Source organism: Anaerolineales bacterium (assembly GCA_022866145.1).
GTDB lineage: Bacteria > Chloroflexota > Anaerolineae > Anaerolineales > E44-bin32 > PFL42.
This window is the reverse complement of sequence record JALHUE010000021.1, coordinates 16,153-32,483: the sequence shown is the minus strand read 5'-3', so window position 1 is coordinate 32,483 and position 16,331 is coordinate 16,153. Positions and strand designations below refer to the sequence as shown.

The 16,331-nt window shown below is 65.8% G+C and carries 19 protein-coding genes; 6 read left to right on the top strand and 13 right to left on the bottom strand.

Features of this window, described 5'->3' with window-relative positions:
• Together MUO23_00760 and MUO23_00755 are read right to left on the bottom strand one after the other, a co-directional pair.
• Positions 1-429 (bottom strand): hypothetical protein (locus MUO23_00760; GenBank protein ID MCJ7511481.1); only part of this gene is annotated, 429 nt, incomplete at its 3' end.
• 97 nt (positions 430-526) lie between these two features.
• Positions 527-1,576, bottom strand: coding sequence for a protein kinase (locus MUO23_00755; protein MCJ7511480.1), 1,050 nt, complete (start codon positions 1,574-1,576; stop codon positions 527-529).
• 183 nt (positions 1,577-1,759) lie between these two features.
• Here MUO23_00755 and MUO23_00750 point away from each other — a divergent pair, with 183 nt between their 5' ends.
• The 5 genes from MUO23_00750 to MUO23_00730 all read left to right on the top strand — a co-directional run bounded on the left by MUO23_00750 (position 1,760) and on the right by MUO23_00730 (position 5,259).
• Positions 1,760-2,725 (top strand): diacylglycerol kinase family lipid kinase, encoded by a 966-nt coding sequence (locus MUO23_00750; GenBank protein MCJ7511479.1) that lies wholly within the window; start codon positions 1,760-1,762, stop codon positions 2,723-2,725.
• A complete protein-coding gene (cax, locus tag MUO23_00745) occupies positions 2,722-3,807 on the top strand; it encodes a calcium/proton exchanger (protein MCJ7511478.1) in 1,086 nt (361 codons plus the stop codon). The genes MUO23_00750 and cax overlap by 4 nt, the downstream gene beginning before the upstream one ends.
• A gap of 103 nt (positions 3,808-3,910) precedes the next feature.
• Positions 3,911-4,306: a hypothetical protein gene (locus tag MUO23_00740; GenBank protein ID MCJ7511477.1), complete on the top strand. Its 396-nt coding sequence runs from the start codon at positions 3,911-3,913 to the stop codon at positions 4,304-4,306.
• A 48-nt stretch (positions 4,307-4,354) separates the two neighbouring features.
• Complete coding sequence (locus MUO23_00735; GenBank protein ID MCJ7511476.1) at positions 4,355-4,702, top strand: DUF971 domain-containing protein; 348 nt, start codon at positions 4,355-4,357, stop codon at positions 4,700-4,702.
• Entirely contained in the window at positions 4,699-5,259 is a 561-nt protein-coding gene (locus tag MUO23_00730) for a hypothetical protein (protein ID MCJ7511475.1), read from the top strand. The genes MUO23_00735 and MUO23_00730 overlap by 4 nt, the downstream gene beginning before the upstream one ends.
• 174 nt (positions 5,260-5,433) lie before the next feature.
• On the opposite strand, the gene MUO23_00725 is transcribed toward MUO23_00730, so the two are convergent.
• From MUO23_00725 to fni, 10 genes are all read right to left on the bottom strand, one after another.
• Entirely contained in the window at positions 5,434-6,087 is a 654-nt protein-coding gene (locus MUO23_00725) for a response regulator transcription factor (GenBank protein MCJ7511474.1), read from the bottom strand.
• Positions 6,088-6,248: 161 nt separating this feature from the next.
• Positions 6,249-6,686: an Hsp20/alpha crystallin family protein gene (locus MUO23_00720; protein ID MCJ7511473.1), complete on the bottom strand. Its 438-nt coding sequence runs from the start codon at positions 6,684-6,686 to the stop codon at positions 6,249-6,251.
• Between the two features lie 87 nt (positions 6,687-6,773).
• Complete coding sequence (locus MUO23_00715; GenBank protein MCJ7511472.1) at positions 6,774-7,499, bottom strand: response regulator transcription factor; 726 nt, start codon at positions 7,497-7,499, stop codon at positions 6,774-6,776.
• A 1-nt stretch (position 7,500) separates the two neighbouring features.
• Positions 7,501-7,743 (bottom strand): hypothetical protein, encoded by a 243-nt coding sequence (locus MUO23_00710; protein MCJ7511471.1) that lies wholly within the window; start codon positions 7,741-7,743, stop codon positions 7,501-7,503.
• An 8-nt stretch (positions 7,744-7,751) separates the two neighbouring features.
• A complete protein-coding gene (locus MUO23_00705) occupies positions 7,752-8,267 on the bottom strand; it encodes an FHA domain-containing protein (protein ID MCJ7511470.1) in 516 nt (171 codons plus the stop codon).
• Positions 8,264-9,745: a VWA domain-containing protein gene (locus tag MUO23_00700; protein ID MCJ7511469.1), complete on the bottom strand. Its 1,482-nt coding sequence runs from the start codon at positions 9,743-9,745 to the stop codon at positions 8,264-8,266. Before MUO23_00700 ends, MUO23_00705 begins: the two co-directional genes overlap by 4 nt.
• 20 nt (positions 9,746-9,765) lie before the next feature.
• Positions 9,766-10,644 carry a protein phosphatase 2C domain-containing protein gene (locus tag MUO23_00695; protein MCJ7511468.1) on the bottom strand — a complete coding sequence of 293 codons (879 nt, stop codon included), beginning with the start codon at positions 10,642-10,644 and terminating at the stop codon, positions 9,766-9,768.
• Positions 10,645-10,675: 31 nt separating this feature from the next.
• Entirely contained in the window at positions 10,676-12,556 is a 1,881-nt protein-coding gene (locus MUO23_00690) for a PQQ-binding-like beta-propeller repeat protein (protein MCJ7511467.1), read from the bottom strand.
• 99 nt (positions 12,557-12,655) lie between these two features.
• Complete coding sequence (locus MUO23_00685) at positions 12,656-13,669, bottom strand: polyprenyl synthetase family protein (protein MCJ7511466.1); 1,014 nt, start codon at positions 13,667-13,669, stop codon at positions 12,656-12,658.
• The gene (fni, locus tag MUO23_00680; protein ID MCJ7511465.1) at positions 13,666-14,649 is read right to left on the bottom strand and encodes a type 2 isopentenyl-diphosphate Delta-isomerase; all 984 of its coding nucleotides are present in this window, start codon (positions 14,647-14,649) and stop codon (positions 13,666-13,668) included. Before fni ends, MUO23_00685 begins: the two co-directional genes overlap by 4 nt.
• A gap of 173 nt (positions 14,650-14,822) precedes the next feature.
• Here fni and MUO23_00675 point away from each other — a divergent pair, with 173 nt between their 5' ends.
• Positions 14,823-15,065, top strand: a complete 243-nt coding sequence (locus MUO23_00675; protein MCJ7511464.1) for an acyl carrier protein — start codon at positions 14,823-14,825, stop codon at positions 15,063-15,065.
• A gap of 48 nt (positions 15,066-15,113) precedes the next feature.
• Here the strand turns inward: MUO23_00675 and MUO23_00670 are convergent, their stop codons facing one another.
• The gene (locus MUO23_00670; GenBank protein MCJ7511463.1) at positions 15,114-16,331 is read right to left on the bottom strand and encodes a hypothetical protein; all 1,218 of its coding nucleotides are present in this window, start codon (positions 16,329-16,331) and stop codon (positions 15,114-15,116) included.

Genomic DNA, 16,331 nt, shown 5'->3' with positions numbered 1-16,331 from the left:
CGCCTGGTTGTTGCTGCCCTGGGCCTGGCGCAGCATCATGAAGATTAGGCCAACCACCAGCAGCCCGGGGAGCAGGTAGGTGATCAGGCTGAGCACGGTGGTCCACTCGCTGGGCTGTTTGATCTCCCACTGCAGGCCGTCGGACGAGACGGTCGCCGGCGGGACGCCTAGCTCGAGCAGCTGCTGGACGGCCGTTGAAGTCGGTTCCTTGCGGGATACCGCGCTCGTCCCGTCGCGATACACCACTTCGAGCTCATCCTTGTCGACGACAATGCGGGTGACGTCGCCCGTCGCCAGAGCTCGTGCGACTTCGCTCAAGGTGAGCTGCTCTGGCTTGGGCGTGCCGGCCCGGAATTGAAACACCAGCACGGCCACGATCAACAGCATGATCAACAGGGCAAGTGTGTTCCGACCCCTAGGGGAGTTCACGCATTCCTCCGACGGATGGACCGATCCTGTGGTCGAGCGATATGACAGAACAAATTATACCGCGCTGGATGGAGCCGCGGCTCATGCGGGCTTAATCTCAGCGCAAGGGGCAGTTGGGGTAGAGCAAGCAGGCCCACAGCCACAAAGGGATCAGGCCCCCCACGGCCAGCAGCGCCGCCAACCCCAAGCCAACTGCCAGCCAATCCACAGGAGCGGCGGTCGGCGGCTGGGTGTCGTAAAGCGTGGTCGGACCGTCTGGGTCATGCCGCGGCCTGGGCGGGATTGGGCGCAGCGGCCGCGCCGCCTCCGGTGCGGCGGCGGCGAAGGTTGTCAGCACTCTCCCGAGTTGATCGGCCGTGCGATACCGCCCCGAGGGCTCCTTGGAGAGCACCTTGAGCACGATTTGTTCGAGGGCCGGGGGGATCGCTGGATTGAGCTGGCTGGGCGGCCGAGGCACGGCCCGCAGATGCATCTGCGCCAAGGAGGCCGCGTCCTCGGCTTCAAACGGTGGTCGGCCGGTGAGCATCTCGTACAGGATGATCCCCAGAGAGTACACGTCGCTGGAGGGGGAGGGCGGTCCGCCAGTCGCCTGCTCCGGGGCGAAGTATTGTGGGCTGCCCCACACCACGCTGCTGGTCTCATCCGGCCGGATGGTGGACAAGGCGCGGGCGATGCCAAAATCGGTGATCTTGGGGTGGCCATCGGTGGTGACCAAGATGTTCTGCGGCTTCAGGTCACAGTGGACGAGCCCGGCGCGGTGGGCATAGCCCACGCCGCTGCAGATCTCGACCATCATCGCCACCGCCTGGTCCACCGGGAAGGCGCCTCGTCTGCGCTCCAACGTCTTCAGGTCGGCGCCGTCGATATACTCCATCACCATGAAGTAGCGCCCGCCGTCGTGACCGAAGTCATAGACGGTCACGATATTGGGATGCAGGAGGTTGGCGGCGGAGCGCGCTTCCTGCAGGAAGCCCTCAGTGAAACTGCTGTCTTCGAGCAGGTCTTCCCGCAGCAGCTTGATGGCCACGTCCCGCTGCAGGTTCAGGTCGCGGGCGCGCATGACATGCGACATGCCACCGCTGCCAGCCGCGCCAACTACCCGGTAGCGGCCGCCGATCAGGCCGCCGGCTGCAGTCCAGGGTTGCATATCTGTGAGCCTCTGCCGTCCATCGGCTTGTGCCCGGCCGGTTCTGGGGCGTCGAGCGCCTGCACCTGCCGGGGGCCGTCCTGCACGCCCGGCTGTCCAACGGTGGCGATTGTATCCGGGCCGCGCCCGCCTGGCAACCTCGCTGGCATGGCGCGCTATAATCCGGATCGAGGCACATCAAGGATGTCATCCGCCCTGCTGATCTATAACCCCGCTGCGGGTCGCTTTCCGGCAGGCCCGCTCCTCGACCGAGCCGTGCGTGTCCTGACGGAGGCGGGGTGGGATGTGGCGGTGGTCAAGTCCTCCGTCGGCCGGCCGCCGCACGTGATCGCCCAGGAGGCCGTGGAAGCCTCGCTGGAGGCTGTCTTCGTGGCCGGCGGCGACGGCTCGGTCGGGACCGTGGCCGCCGTTCTGGCCGGGTCCGCTACCATCCTCGGCGTGCTGCCGGCCGGGACTGCCAACGTTTGGGCAGCCGAACTCGGCATGCGCCGGCTAGACTGGACGCATTGGTTCGCCTTGGAGAATGCGGCCGAGCTCCTGGCCAAGGGCACCGTCCGTCTGGTCGACGTTGGTGAGTGCAACGATCGGGCCTTCCTGCTCTGGGCTGGGGTTGGGTTGGACGCCAAGCTTGTCGATTCGATCGAACCTCGCGACCGCTTTGAGAAAGCCTTCGGGATCCTGCGGTACGCCGCGCTTGGCGTGTGGGAGGCGTTGGGCTGGTCCGGGATCGACATACGGGTCACGAGCGGTGAGCGAGTCTGGCAGGATCGCTTCGTGGTCGCGGTGGCCAGCAACATCCGCACCTATGCTGGGGGTGTGCTCGAGTTGTCTCCAGATGCCAAGGTCGATGACGGACTGCTGGATTTCTGGTTGATCAGCGGGCGGAGGTTGCTCGACGTTGTGATGCGGCTGTCCTATGTGCTCACCCGAACGCATCTGGACGCCCCGGGGATTGTGCATTTCCAGGCTAGGGAGGCAACCTTCGAGGCGAGTGAGGCGCCCGTTCTGCAAATGGATGGCGAGCCGGTCCACCTGGATTGGCCCTTGCGCTTCAAGGTTCGCGAGCGGCGTCTTCGGGTGCTCGTACCCGCAACCGGCGCGGCCGACCTGTTTTCTGCAGAGTCGGCGCAAGGAGCCGGGGGCAGATGAGTCGCCCGACCCTGCGGCGTCTGGCTCGGAATCCGCTGTACTGGCTTCTGATCCTGGCCCCGGCCGCCGGCATCCTGAGCGGCGCGGCGGCATCGCCGACCGCCATCCTGGCGGCGGCCGCGCTGGCCATGATCCCGATGGCGGGCCTGATTGGCGAGGGCACAGAATCGCTGGCCGCCTACACCGGACCCCGCATCGGCGGCCTGCTGAACGCCACGCTGGGGAACGCCGCCGAGCTCATTATCTGCATTGCCGCCATCCGGGCCGGACTGCTCGAGCTGGTCAAGGCCTCGATCACCGGTTCGATTCTGGGCAACCTGCTGCTGGTGCTCGGGATCAGCATGCTGGCCGGGTGCATCCGCAACGGGGACATGAGCTTCGACCGCCGCAAGGCCGCCAGCGACTCGATCCTGCTGCTGCTGGCCGTGATAGCCCTGACGGTTCCCTCGCTCTTCGTCCAGGGCAGCCAGGGGATTGAAGATGCGATGGCCGTCGAATACCTCAGCCTGGGTGTGGCCGGGCTGATGCTGGTGATCTACCTGCTGGGATTGGTCAATGTGTTCCACGGCCAGACTGATCCCCTCACCCGGAGTTCGGCTGAGGCCGTGGTGCACGATCCCGGTTGGTCGCTGCGGGGGGCCTTGGTGGTGTTGGGGCTGGCAACCGCCGGAGTCGTGTGGCTTAGCGAGATCCTCGTAGCGCAGGTCGAAGCGGTGGTGGCTGCCTGGGGGGTCTCAGAGTTCTTCCTGGGTGTGATCCTGGTGCCTTTGATTGGGAATGCCGCCGAACACATGGTCGCCGTGAGTGTGGCGCTCAAGAAGCAGATGAGCCTGAGCATGGAGATCGCCGTCGGATCGAGTCTGCAGATCGCCCTGTTCGTGGTGCCGTTCCTGGTGTTCGCCAGCCTGGTGATAGGAAACCCGCTGACCTTGGTGTTCAATCCGTTTGAGCTCATCGCTCTCGTCGGAGCCGGGATCATTGCGACCCTGGTTGCGCTGGACGGCGAGGCCAACTGGCTTGAAGGCGCCGTGCTGGTGACGCTGTATCTCATCCTGGCTCTGGCCTTCTTCTTCCTCCCGTAGCCCTGGCATGTCTGCAGTTCGGCCCTCGGTCACCCTAAGAGCTCTTGCAGGCTGGATTCTCGTCGGTCTCCTGCTCGGGTGCGGTTTCGGGGGAGCGGCCTTGTTGGCCGTGCGGATTTCGGCCGCCCCTGTGGCGCCCACAACGCCTGCCCTGACCGTGATTCCCCTGCCCACCGTCACCGCAACCCCAACCCCGGCACCAACCCAGGCGGCGGCGCAGACGCCGACGGCTCAGCCTGGCGGCATCCCCTCCGGAGCCTCGGTCGCCGAGGGGATGCTGGTCGAAGTCATTGGCACTGGCGCCGACGGGCTCCGGCTGCGGGCAGCCCCTGGCCTGCAATCTGCAACCAACCTGATCGCGGTCGAGAACGAGGTCTTCGAGATCCGCGACGGACCGAGCGAGGCCGACGGGCAGAGCTGGTGGTACCTCGTCAACCCCTACGACAACAGCAAATACGGCTGGGGGGTGGCGGAGTACCTGCAGCCTGCGGGGGGCTGATTGTCCAATCGGCGAAGCGAGGCTATCATCCTCGCAGTTGGAGAACGCATGACCCTCAAGCCGAAGGCGATCCGGGCTTCCCGGTCCAAGGGGGTGCTCGAGATCGACTGGGAAGACGGGCACCCCAGCCGCTACCCGCTGCGTGGCCTGCGCGCCGCCTGCCCGTGCGCCGAGTGCCGCGGTGGGCATGCTGGGATGGGGAAGCCGGGCTCGCCGGACATGCTCGAACTGCCGATGGTGGAGACGCGGTCAGCGGAGCTGGCTTCGATGGAGATGGTTGGCAACTACGCATTGCAACTGGTGTGGAAGGATGGCCACAGCCATGGGATCTACACCTGGGATCTGTTGCGCGGGTTGTGCCCGTGCGGTGAGCATGGGCGAAGGGAGAGTGAGTGAGCCGGCCGCTAGATGAACTGCTGACTTTTGCCGAGCGGGCCTACGTCCGCATGGAGGCGGAGCAGCTGATCGGGCAGTGCCTCGATCAAGGCGATCCGGCGCTGTTCTATGACCTGCTGAAAGGCTTGGTGCTGGCAGGTTCCTCCTCGCTGGGCGTGATGCGGGAGGTCCTGGAGGAAGTTCGCACCACCCGTAAGTCCTTGATGCGGGAGGGGATGACGATCCGGCAAGACCTGGCCGAGGCCCTCTCAGGTTTTGGGGTGGATGCCGGGCAGCTGCTCTCGACCGACAGCCCAGAGGCGTTTCGCATGATCTGCAGCCAGCGCTTGCGAGATGAGGCCCGGCGGGCTACTGCCAGGATTCGGCCTGAGGACGCCATTCTGCTGGAAGAGCTGTGCACCGAGGCCGGAGACCGGGTATCGCGGATCGCCCGCCGATTGGTGCTGCTGATGAAGCTGGAGGAATCCGTGCAGGATTGGACCTCAGGCCTGGTCTACGAAGCCAGCCAGCAGCACGAAGACTGGTCGAGCCAAGGGCGGCCACAGCCCGTCTTGTAGCCAGGCGGTGGCACGGGCCATCGCTCCGGGCAGACAACCCTCGACCCAGGCGAAGGCGAGCGCCGCCTGCGAGCCTGGGTCGCCTACGTTTCCCGGCAATGTTGGGCGCTCGGGTCCATTCGTCCCGGCTGGGGGAAGCTGGAGGCCGGAGCAAGCCCCCCGGCGCAGCCCGGTCTAGAGGTAGTCCTTCAGGTTGTGTTCGACCGCATAGGCGGCTGCTTCCGCCCGGTTGCGCACGTTGAGCTTGGACAGGATGCTGCTGACGTAGTTGCGCACCGTGCCTTCGCCGAGGTAGAGCATCTCGGCGATCTGCCGGTTGGTGCGCCCCTCGGAGACCAGCTGCAGGACGTGCATTTCTTGCTGAGTCAGCTCGGCGAAGGCGGAGGCTTCTTCCTCGCGTGCGGCCTTGCGCACTTCCTGGAAAACGCGCTGAGTGACGGCTGGGTCGAGCAGGGCCTCGCCCCGGCCGACGGCTTCGATCGCCCGCACCAGATCATCGCGGCCGATCTGCTTGAGCACATAGCCTGCTGCTCCGGCCCGGATCGCCGAGAAGAGCATCTCATCCTCTGCGTAGGAGGTCAACATGATGACCTTGGTCTCCGGGAATCGGGTGGTGATCTCCTGACAGGCCTCGATGCCGGATCCGCCCTTTAAGCGGATGTCCATCACGACCACGTCTGGAGCATGCGACTGCGTGCGGTCAATGGCTTCGTGGGCAGTTGCGGCTTCGGCGACGACTTCGAAGTTGGGATGCTGCTCCAGCAGGGTGCGCAGCCCGACTCGGACAACTTCATGGTCATCCACCAGCAGGATTCTCTGTCGGCTCATGGTCGGCTTGTCACCCCGGTGCAATTCTACCTGTTCGCCGGATGAGCTGCCAGCCTTCCGGCTGGACGGCCGGCGTATGCGCCTGGCAATGGGTGTACAGCCTGGGGGGCGCGGGCCCGCCAGGCTGCCGGACCTTGAGGTTGGCGAAGCGGGGGTGCGAGCTACGCGGCCTTCACGGGGATCATCTTGGGCCTGACCCGCTCGGCCTTGGGCAGGGCCAGAGTCCGCACGCCGTCCTGGAAGCGGGCCTGGGCCTTGTCGCCCACGGGGGGTGCGGGCAAGGCAACCGACCGGGCGGAAGAGCCGTGGCGCAGCTCGCGCAGAGGGGAGCGGCAGTTGTCCTTCTCCTGCTCCGACTCGATCTCGCCCCGGGCATTGAGGGCATCTCCCGTCACGGAGTTCTCGATGTCCTCAGGCTTGACCCTCGGCAGCTTCACGCGCACGATGAAGTCTTCCGGGGTCTGCAGCAAGTTCAGCGGTGGTGCTGCGACTCGCGCCTGGCGGCGCGACGGGCGCTCCCAGTCTTCCAGGCGGCGGTCCAGTTTGCTGCGGATGGACAGCATCTGGCGGAAGGGATCCCGGCCCGTCCGTCCAGACATGGCTCGCCTCCCAAGCCTGCGTCTTTCACCTGACCTGGGAATTCCCAGCCTGCGTCGGAGGGACGTCAACGACGGGTTGGACGGCTGTCAGCGGGCGGTCTGTCGTCGGAAGTCGACGAACCGGTATCCGACGCCGCGTTCAGTGAGGATGTACTGTGGGTGAGCGGGGTCTCTTTCGAGCTTCTGGCGCAAGTAGTTGATGTACAGCCGCAGATAATGGGTTTCTTGGCGGTACTCGTACCCCCAGACCTTTGCCAGGAGTTGATCATGCGCCACAACCCAGCCCGCGTTCTGGACCAGATGGTACAGCAATTTGAACTCGGTGGGCCGCAGCCGGACCAGTTCGCCATCGACCCAGACCTCGCGGCGGTCGAAGTCGAACCTCAGCCGGTCGTCGACCTCGATCACTTCGTGGGCCGAAGCCCCGGGAGCCTCGACGCGGCGCAGGACGGCCCGGACCCGGCTGACCAACTCCCGCGGACTAAAGGGCTTGGTGATGTAGTCGTCCGCCCCGAGTTCAAGCCCGCGCACCCGGTCGTCCTCCTCGCCCTTGGCGGTCAGCATGATCACCGGCACGGTCGAGATCTCGCGAATGAGACGGAGGGTCTCAAAGCCGTCCAGGTCGGGCATCATCACATCAAGCAGAACGAGGTCGGGGAGCCGGTCGCGGAGCTGGGAGAGGGCCTGCATTCCGGAGGAGCCTTCGGCGACATCGAAGCCATCGTGATCGAGGTTGAGACGGATGAAGTGGATCATCCTGGGCTCATCGTCTACCACCAGGATGCGCCGCTTGCGGCCGGGATTGTCGCTCATTTCACTCGCGGACGGCGCCGATCAGCCGCTCCTCCTCGGCCGTGGGCATGACTTCGATGAAGTTGACTCGGTGCATCGGCCACAGGACCGTGACGACGTTGCCCTGCACGTAGGCCAGGTCCTTGCCGTCGCGGCGGCGGGGATTGTTGACGGTGATGGTCGTGTCGGTGGCCGAGGGAAGCTCCTCGAGCTCGCCCACAATCGGGTCTTCTCCGCCCAGATGGACCAAAACGGTAAAAGGCATGGGGCTCCCTATCCTCGAAAGCGTGAGATCAGTTGCAGGCGCATCCCGCCCACCTGAATGATGTCTCCATGACGCACCGGCATCGGCTTCTGGGGCTCGATGCGCTTCCCGGCAACCAGTGTGCCGTTGGCGCTGTCCAGGTCGACGACGTGCACGCCCTGGGGTAGCAGGCGAATCTCGGAGTGGATGCGCGACACGCCCTGGTCGAAGGCATCGTAGTGGCGTAGATCGACATCGGGCAGGATCGCCTGGCCTTCCATCGACCGGCCGAGGGTGTAGTTGTCCCGACCGATGAGCGAGATGATGTCGCCAGTGGCCAGCACCCGCAGGCCGAGGATGGCGCCCGTTTCAAGCTCCGGGCCTTCGGGCGCTGCCGGCTTGGTGGCCATGGCCTCCAGGTCCACTCGCTCCCGCGGGATGTTCTGAGTGGGCACGGGGTTGACGCTCACCAGTCGGCTACCGCACTCACTGCAGAACACGGTGCCGACGAATTCCTGGTGTTTGCAGGATGGGCAGTCGATCATGACTGGCCGGCCTTGGCCGGAAGCAGCAACAGGGCTCGGGTCCCGTACTTCAGGACCTTTTCGCCCTCCAGCGAAAGGCGGCGGGTGTGGTTCAGGCGCTCGGCTTCGCCGAGGGCCGCCTTGGCCAGGTCGCGCTCGCCGGCAGCCAGCAGGTGGGTCGCCAGGTTCTCCAGGCGGCGGGCGGCGCGGGTGGTTTGTCCGAGTTCGGCTTCGTGCCGGGCGCGATCCTGCATCCGGTACAGGGCGATCTGGTTCAAAGCAGCGGTGATGTCCAGCGGCGGCGGGTCGGGGTCGGGCTGGCGCGAAACGGCGGAGGTGATCTGGACGGGAAGGACGCTGGCCTCGGCGCCGCGGCCAAGCACGTCGCCTGAGATGGTGAGGTAGGCCAGCACTAGCTGGGTGACTTCGCCGATCGGGTGCACGACGAACTCGAGCAGCAGTCGGATCCGGTTGTTCTTGGGCAAGTGGCCGAGGGTCATGGGCAGGCTGTCGCCCATCGGCATCGGCTCTGGCAAGAGCTTGAAGCCGGCCCGCAGGTCGACCTGCTGGGCAACCGCGCCTTCCAGCCGCACACGGCTGGCGACCACGCTGCCCAGCCGTTCGAAGATGTCGTGGAGCAGCCCGGTGATGGCCTTGGGGGAGTCAAGAAACATCACGCTGCCCCCGGTGCGCGTAGCCATGTCATCGAGAAGCCGGTCGCTCCAGTCTGCGCCGATGCCGACGCCGTTGATCCCGATTCCCTGGCGTGACGCCTGGTCGGCGAGCGACAGGCACAGATCTTCGTCGCCGTAGGTGCGGCCATCGGTGAGCAGGATCAGGTGGTTGACGCCTTCCCGGGCGAAGTTCTTCTGAACCTCCGCCAGGCCGGCCTCCAGACCCTGGCCGATCTCGGTCCCGCCGCCAGCTTGGAGCAGGCTCAGCCGCGCTCGAGCGACGGCCGTATCTCTAGCCTGATCGGGGGTGATCACAACCTGCGCCCGATCGCTGAAGCTGACAATGGTTGCGCTGTCTTCTGGCCGCAGCTCCTTGAGGATGGCCAGGGTGGCGGATCGAACCTGGTCCAGCCGGGGGCCGCGCATCGAGGTCGATTGGTCAATCACGATTCCTAGGTTGATCGGCGGTCGCAGGGCGGGGAGATCCTCGGTCGGACCGACGTCGAGCAGCACATAGTGGACCTGGGGCTCATCCATCTGAAGCAACGATTTGCGGCTTTGCTGGATGGTAGCCCGGAAGCTGGCGCTCTCCGCCAGCTTGCGGTCAGCCTCCGCCAACTGCTTGTCGTAAGGGGCGCGTCGCTCGGGATCGCTGAGGAGCTCATACGCCTGGTTGGTCTCGACAAATAGCTGGGTCTGTCCGTGGGTATCGCGGCGGTCGGGATGCAGGCGTAGGGCGGCCTCGCGGTAGGCTCGCCGGATCTCTTCCAGCGTGGCGTTGCGCGGCACCCCCAGCAGGGAATAGTGGTCCTTCTCGCTTGCCACGCCGACTCCTTTGGCCTCCCTCAGCTGCGGTTCTGGCGGACCAAGACGGCGGTAATGTTATCCGGCCCACCGGCAGCATTGGCTGCCGCCACCAACTGGTCGCAAGCGCTCTGCGGGGTGGCTGCCTGCACAACGATTCGCTCGATGTCCTGGTCGGTGATCACCCCCCACAAGCCGTCGGAGCACAGCAACAGCTGCCCGCCCGGCGGGAAGGGATGCGAGGTCACGTCGACTTCGAGGTTGGCGCCCTGGCCGATGGCGCGGTAGAGCACATTGCGCTGGGGATGGGTGTCGGCCTCTTCGGGAGAGAGCTGGCCCAGTTCTTCCAGCCGCTTGACCAGGGAGTGGTCGCGCGTAAGGACCCGGGTGTTGGCAGGCTCGATCATATAAGCCCGGCTATCGCCGACATGACCCAGTGTGACCTGCTGGCCGAGGAGAACCGCGACCGTAACCGTCGTCCCGCCTCCGGGCACCCGTTCCACAACCAGTTGATTGGCCTCCTCGAGGGCCTCCCGCACCAGGTCCTGCAGGGGTTCGGAGGAGGCGTCGCTGCCATCGATCAGGGCGGAGAGGGCTGAGTCCGTCAGCCGGGCAGTTACGGTCCGAGCCGATATGGCGCTAGCGACCTCCCCCGAGCGGTGACCGCCCATGCCATCGGCCACCAGGAAGACCCCGAAAGTCTGCAGCGCCTCCTGACCGCCCAGTGTCCCCTGCACGGCCATTACGGCGTCTTCGTTGTGGGCGCGCTCGATCCCGGCGGACTGAGAGATGCCGACCACCAGGTGGAGCGGTTGGCGGGAGGCGGCAGCCTCGACCATGCTGGGGTCCAAGGGGGCGGTCTTGACGCCTTCGATGGACGCCGGCTTCGGCTTCGGGAAGAGCTTCTTGAGGAAATCCATGCTCGTCGCTGTCCTGTGGGATCGTCGCTACTCAAGTGAGCAGAGCATACACCCGGTGATCGTTTGAGCCAAAGTACAGGATGCTGTTGACGATGACCGGGGTCCCGACGATCGGGCCTTTCGTTGGGAATGACCAGCGTTTGCGCCCGGACCTCAGATCCAGGCAGTACATCGAGCCGTCGACGGAGCCGCAGTAGACTGAATCCTCGTGCACAATCGGAGAGCCGTTGACCTGGTGCTCTGTAGAGAAGCGCCAGATCTCGCGGTTGTTGCGGGCGTCGAGGGCGTAGATGTTCCCGTCGGCACACCCGATGACCAGCTTGCCCTCGGCGTAGGCCGGAGAGGAGATCGTCGGCTTGCCCATGCGAAAGCGCCACACCTGCCAACCGCCTTCCGACTCCAGGGCATACAACGTCCAATCCATCGAGCCGAAGTAGATCATGCCTTCGACCAGGATCGGGGAGGAGGTGATGGCGCGTTTGGCCTTGAAGCGCCACTTCAGATCACCGCGGAAATCGACGCAGTAGAAGTCCCCGCTCTCGCAGCCGAAGTATACCCGCTCGTCCGCCACCAGTGGCGAGGAGCGCACCGGGCCCGAGGCCTCGGCCCGCCAGGCGCGGCGTCCATTGGAGGCATTGACAACATGCAGGTGGCTGTCGTCGCAGCCGAAGAATATGAAACCCTCGAAGAGCGCCGGGGAGGAGCGGATGGGGGCTTCGGCGTAGTACGTCCACACCAGCTTGCCGGTGTCGGCGGTCACGGCGTACAGCCGCTGGTCCTCTGAGCCGACGAACACCGTGTTGTCGTGAACCGCCGGCCGGGTCGGGATGCCGCCCTCGGTGGCGTACTTCCAGCGGAACTCGCCCGACTTGGCGTCCAGCGAGTACAGGTTGTTGTCGTAGCAGCCGATGTACAGCTGGCCTGAATCGACCACGGGAGAGCCGCGCAGCTCATCCTCGCAGGTGAACGACCAGACCTCCTGGACATCGCTGTGAATCCGGACGGTTGGGGCCCCTTGGGGCGATATCAGGATGCCGGTCTGCCGGGCGGCAGTGACCAGCGCCCTGCGCATGGCGTCGACCGACGGGAAGCGGTCCTTCGGGTCGTAAGACAGCGCGGTGTACACCACCTGCTCGAGTTCGGGAGGCACCTCGGGGTTGATCTCTCGGATCGGGCGGTCGTTGAAGGAAAACGGCGGCTCCGCCCGGGGATCGCGGCGAGTCAGCAGGTGGTGCATGGTGGCGCCCAGGGCATAGATGTCGCCGGCGGGCGAGGCTTCGCCCCGATATTGCTCCGGTGGCGAGTAGCCCTCCGTGCCAATCATCGTGCCCTTCAAGCCGGGCTGGAAGACCCGAGCGATGCCGAAGTCGATCAGCCGGATGTGGCCGTGCTGGTCGATCATGACGTTGGAGGGCTTCATGTCGCGAAACACAACCGGCTGGGGTTGGTGGCTGTGCAGGTAGGTCATCACGTCGCAGAGCTCGACCGCCCAACCGACGATCTTTTCGGCCGGAAGGAAGGTGTCGGTTTCCCGCAGCAGGGCTTCCAGGTCCCGGCCTTCGATGAACTCCATCACCAGGTAGGAGGAGCTCTCCTGGGAGAAATAGTCATAGATGCGAGGGATGGCCGGATGGGAAAGCGTCGCCAGCAAGTCGGCTTCACGCTCGAAATTGCGCACGATCATCTCGTACATCGTGGGGTCGGCCGCCAGGTTGATCATCTCTTTGACGGCCGCCAGCTTGGTGACGTTTGGGAAGTGCAGGTCGCGGCCCTTGTAGACCGAACTCATCCCGCCCGCACCAAGAATCCCCAGGATCAGGTATCGATCCTGGAGGGTGACGCCGGGCTGGAGTTGGCCCAGCTGCCCCGTCTCCCCTTGCTGGTTCTGCAGTGCTCGCGTGTTTCGGCGCATGCCTGCCTGAGACCCGAGGTGGAGGATTAACTGGTGGATTATAGCATGCCGGGGATTGCCCGCAACGCGCCTGTGGGGCCGCCGGACGGATTCCTGAGATCAGTGGCGGCGCTGGAGAAGAGAATCGGCCAGGGAGCGGAGTTCGGCGCCGGCTGGCGGCGCCGGTTGTGCAGCCTCGAGGGCGGTCAACGCCTGCAGCGTATGACTCTCCGCGGCCTTGCGGCTGTCCTCCAGGACCCCGGCCGCCTGCAGCTCATGCCGCATGCGCTCCAGCCCTCCGGCTGCGGTGTCGGCTTGGGCCCATAGCCCTGCGAAGCCGGGGGAGGCGCGCAATCCCATCAGCACCGGCAACGTTTTCTTGCGCCGAATCAGGTCGTCGCCGGCAGGCTTACCGGTGACCGACGGCTCGCCCCAGATGCCCAGGATATCGTCGAGGATCTGGAACGCCAATCCCAGATGCAGCCCAAACTCCGCATACCGGTTCACCCGCGTGTCCGCCGCGTCGGCGACCAGGGCGCCGGCGGCGGCGGCGGCTTCGATCAGAGCCGCTGTCTTGCCGGCAATCATCTCGAGGTAGGCTTCCTGGGTGACGACCTGGGCCTGTTCGAAGGCCAGGTCGAGATGCTGGCCGTGAGTCAACCGCAGGCAGGCCTGGTCGAGGCGCTGATGCACAGCCAGCACAGTCTCGGGCTCGACCGATCGCGTCGACAGGCGCGAGGCGGCCTGGTGGGCTGCCACGAACAAGGCGTCGCCGGTATTGATCGCCTGGGCGATCCCCCACCGTTTCCACACGGTTTGCCGACCGCGCCGCGTGGCACTCTGGTCCTGGATGTCGTCATGCACCAACGAGAAGTTGTGGATCAGTTCGACGGCTGCCGCGGCCGGGACTGCCCGCTGCCAGTCTCCGCCGGCCGCGGCGCAGGCCAGCAGCGTCAGGAGTGGGCGCACCCTCTTGCCGCGCGCCGCCTGGTCCTCGCCGTCCCACCCCAGATGGTAGGCGATCATCTCAGCCAGTTCGTGGTACCAGGGGGTGGGGAAGCGATCCAGCGCCAGCTGCAACTCGGCCTCAATCGCCGGCAGCATGTGTAGAGTCAGGGTTCCGCTGGTGTTCAAGGGCGAGCCGCCAGGCGGGCCCGCCGCAGATCGGAGAGCGTCCTGGATCCAGTGGCAAACATCGCGGTCCGCACTTCGGCCGTAGCCAGCATCAGGGCATCCGAAACGGCTTCAACGGATTCAGCCGCACTGCGCAGAAACGGGCCGGCCATCCCACCCAGGTCGGCCCCGAGCGCCAGGCACTTGGCGATATCCAGGCCGTCGCCGAGCCCGCCCGAGGCGATCAAGGGGATGGCGGGCAGGGCTGCCCGCACCTGGCGAACCGCGTCTGCCGTCGGCAGGCCCCAGTCCCGGAAGGCGGCGGCCAGGCGGCGCTGGTGCTCGGTTTGGGCTCGGTGCATCTCGACCTGCGACCAGGATGTCCCCCCGGCGCCGGCGACGTCGATGGCTGCCACGCCGGCCTCCACCAGACGGCGGGCGGCCTCGGCGGAGATGCCCCACCCGACCTCCTTGCCAATCACCGGGACCTCGAGGGCGCGGCAGACGGCCTCAATCCGCTTGAGCAGACCAGAGAATCGCGTGTTGCCTTCGGGCTGGAGCGCTTCGTGGAGGGCATTCAGGTGCAGGACCAGGGCGTCGGCGCCGATCATCTCGACCGCCCGCCGGCAGTGATCGGCGTCATAGCCATAATTCAGCTGGACGGCGCCGAGATTGGCCAGCAGCAGGATATCCGGAGCTACCTCGCGTACCTGGAAGGTGTCGGCCAAGGCGGGGGCCTCGAGGGCGGCCCGCTGCGAGCCGATACCGAGGGCGGCGCCATGCAGCTGAGCGGCCTCGGCCAGGGTCCGGTTGATCCGGCGGGCCTGGGCCGTTCCGCCGGTCATCGAGGAGATCAGAATCGGCGTCTTCAGCGGCTTGCCCAGAAAGTGCAGCGTGCAGTCGACCTGCGCCAGGTCGATCTCGGGCAGCGGGTTGTGCTCGAAGTGGAGCCCGGCGAGCCCGGTGGCCTGTCCAGACTGGACATCCTCCTCCAGGTTCACTCGGATGTGGTCCGCCTTGCGCTGGGAGGTTTCCGTAACTTTCCCCTTGGGCCGGTGTTGGTTACGCGGGCAGAGATGTTACCAGCCTGTGGGGTGGCATGTCAACTTGCCCCTGAGGCGCACCCGGGATACAATGTGCCCACAAGACAGGCCCGAGGCGAGGAGGCGCGGTCATGGAAGAGACGTTTGAGGATATCAAGAAGATCATCGTGGATCTTCTGGGTGTCGAGGAGTCAAAGGTCGTACGGGAGGCTCGATTCCGTGAAGAGCTCGAGGCGGACTCGCTCGATTTGGTCGAGCTGATTATGGCCTTTGAGGAGAAGTTCGGCGGCGAGATTTCGGATGAGGACGCTCAGAAGATTACCACTGTCGGCGAGGCCGTGGACTACATCGATCAGCAGATGAAGAAGGCCTGAGCCTATTTGGGCTGTATCGAGCCGGCCATGAGCCGGCTCGATTGATTCTCAGCGGTCTGTGCCGCGTGTCGTCCGCCTCGAGTTCGTCCGGGACGAGCCCCCGCGCCTGGGTAGGGGTGGGCGGGTGAGCCGGATCAGTTCGTCGTCTTCCTTCTGCTGCTCGGCGAGGTAGTCGACCATGAATTGCGAGCGTCGCATACGCAGCGCCATGGGGGCCAGGGCGCGGATGTCCTGTTCATCGGCCTGCCTTCGCCCGTCGGCAACGGCATGCGCCCGTGCCGCTTCGAAGAGGCTGATCTCGGCCCGCAGGGATTCGATCCCCATTTCCTTGATCAGTCTCAGGCCCAGCGCCTCGGCGGCCGGCGAGATGGAGGTAGCTGGCAGGGCGGCTCGCGCCTCGGCAATCTCCTCGGCCGCGGCCTGGGTCTCGTCGGCGTACTCGTGCGCCAACTGCCGCGGGCTGGCCCGGAAGCTGACCGACCGTCGGTAGGCTTCCATCCGATCGGCCGCCCCTTCGAGGCCGCGCACGACCACACGCAGTCCGAAGCGATCCAGAATCTGCGGCCTGAGCCGGCCTTCTTCGGGGTTCATGGAACCGATCAGGACGAAGCGCGCCCGGTAGACGGCAGCCATCGGGCCGCGGTGGACGGTGTAGATGCCCTGGGCAGCGGCATCGAGGATCGCGTCCACGATTTCGTCATCGAGCAGGTTGACCTCATCCACATACAGTAGGTTCTGGTCGGCCCGGGCGAGCAAGCCTCGACTGAGGCGCAGACGCTGGTGGACCGCCGCCCGTTCATCCAGACCGCCGACGACATCCTCCAGCCGGGCGTTGAGAGGGAGTTCGATCAGGCGAACCTGATCTTGGTAGACAAGGGATTCGCCCTGGGCATAGCGGCGGGCGCAGTCAGGGCAGATGGCATCGATTCCGCCGGCCAGCACGTCCTCGGGCAGGCAGCCGTAGGGGCACAGGCTGCGGGCAACCGGGGGGAGCAGGTCCGTGAGACTGCGCACGGCAGTGGTCTTTCCCGTCCCCCGCGGTCCGACCAGGAGCACGCCGCCGACGTTAGGATTGATCAGCCCCAGCAGCAACGCCAGGCGCATCTCGCGCTGACCGATCAGGGCCAGGAACGGATAAACGACGTGGTCGGTGAGGCCGATGTCCTCCGCTGGCGGCGCCTCCAGGAATCGCTTGGAGGAGGCTCGCTGCAGCAACTCAGTGAGCGACCCGACCCGGGGCAGGCTTGAGTCAGCTTGGTCGGACAT

Coding starts and splice junctions, on each gene's coding strand:
- MUO23_00725 (MCJ7511474.1), bottom strand. CDS start 6,087: ATGAGCCGACAGAGAATCCTGCTGGTGGATGACCATGAAGTTGTCCGA.
- MUO23_00710 (MCJ7511471.1), bottom strand. CDS start 7,743: ATGCCTTTTACCGTTTTGGTCCATCTGGGCGGAGAAGACCCGATTGTG.
- MUO23_00755 (MCJ7511480.1), bottom strand. CDS start 1,576: ATGCAACCCTGGACTGCAGCCGGCGGCCTGATCGGCGGCCGCTACCGG.
- MUO23_00715 (MCJ7511472.1), bottom strand. CDS start 7,499: ATGAGCGACAATCCCGGCCGCAAGCGGCGCATCCTGGTGGTAGACGAT.
- MUO23_00690 (MCJ7511467.1), bottom strand. CDS start 12,556: ATGCGCCGAAACACGCGAGCACTGCAGAACCAGCAAGGGGAGACGGGG.
- MUO23_00735 (MCJ7511476.1), top strand. CDS start 4,355: ATGACCCTCAAGCCGAAGGCGATCCGGGCTTCCCGGTCCAAGGGGGTG.
- MUO23_00705 (MCJ7511470.1), bottom strand. CDS start 8,267: ATGATCGACTGCCCATCCTGCAAACACCAGGAATTCGTCGGCACCGTG.
- MUO23_00695 (MCJ7511468.1), bottom strand. CDS start 10,644: ATGGATTTCCTCAAGAAGCTCTTCCCGAAGCCGAAGCCGGCGTCCATC.
- MUO23_00670 (MCJ7511463.1), bottom strand. CDS start 16,331: ATGTCCGACCAAGCTGACTCAAGCCTGCCCCGGGTCGGGTCGCTCACT.
- MUO23_00750 (MCJ7511479.1), top strand. CDS start 1,760: ATGTCATCCGCCCTGCTGATCTATAACCCCGCTGCGGGTCGCTTTCCG.
- MUO23_00675 (MCJ7511464.1), top strand. CDS start 14,823: ATGGAAGAGACGTTTGAGGATATCAAGAAGATCATCGTGGATCTTCTG.
- MUO23_00720 (MCJ7511473.1), bottom strand. CDS start 6,686: ATGTCTGGACGGACGGGCCGGGATCCCTTCCGCCAGATGCTGTCCATC.
- cax (MCJ7511478.1), top strand. CDS start 2,722: ATGAGTCGCCCGACCCTGCGGCGTCTGGCTCGGAATCCGCTGTACTGG.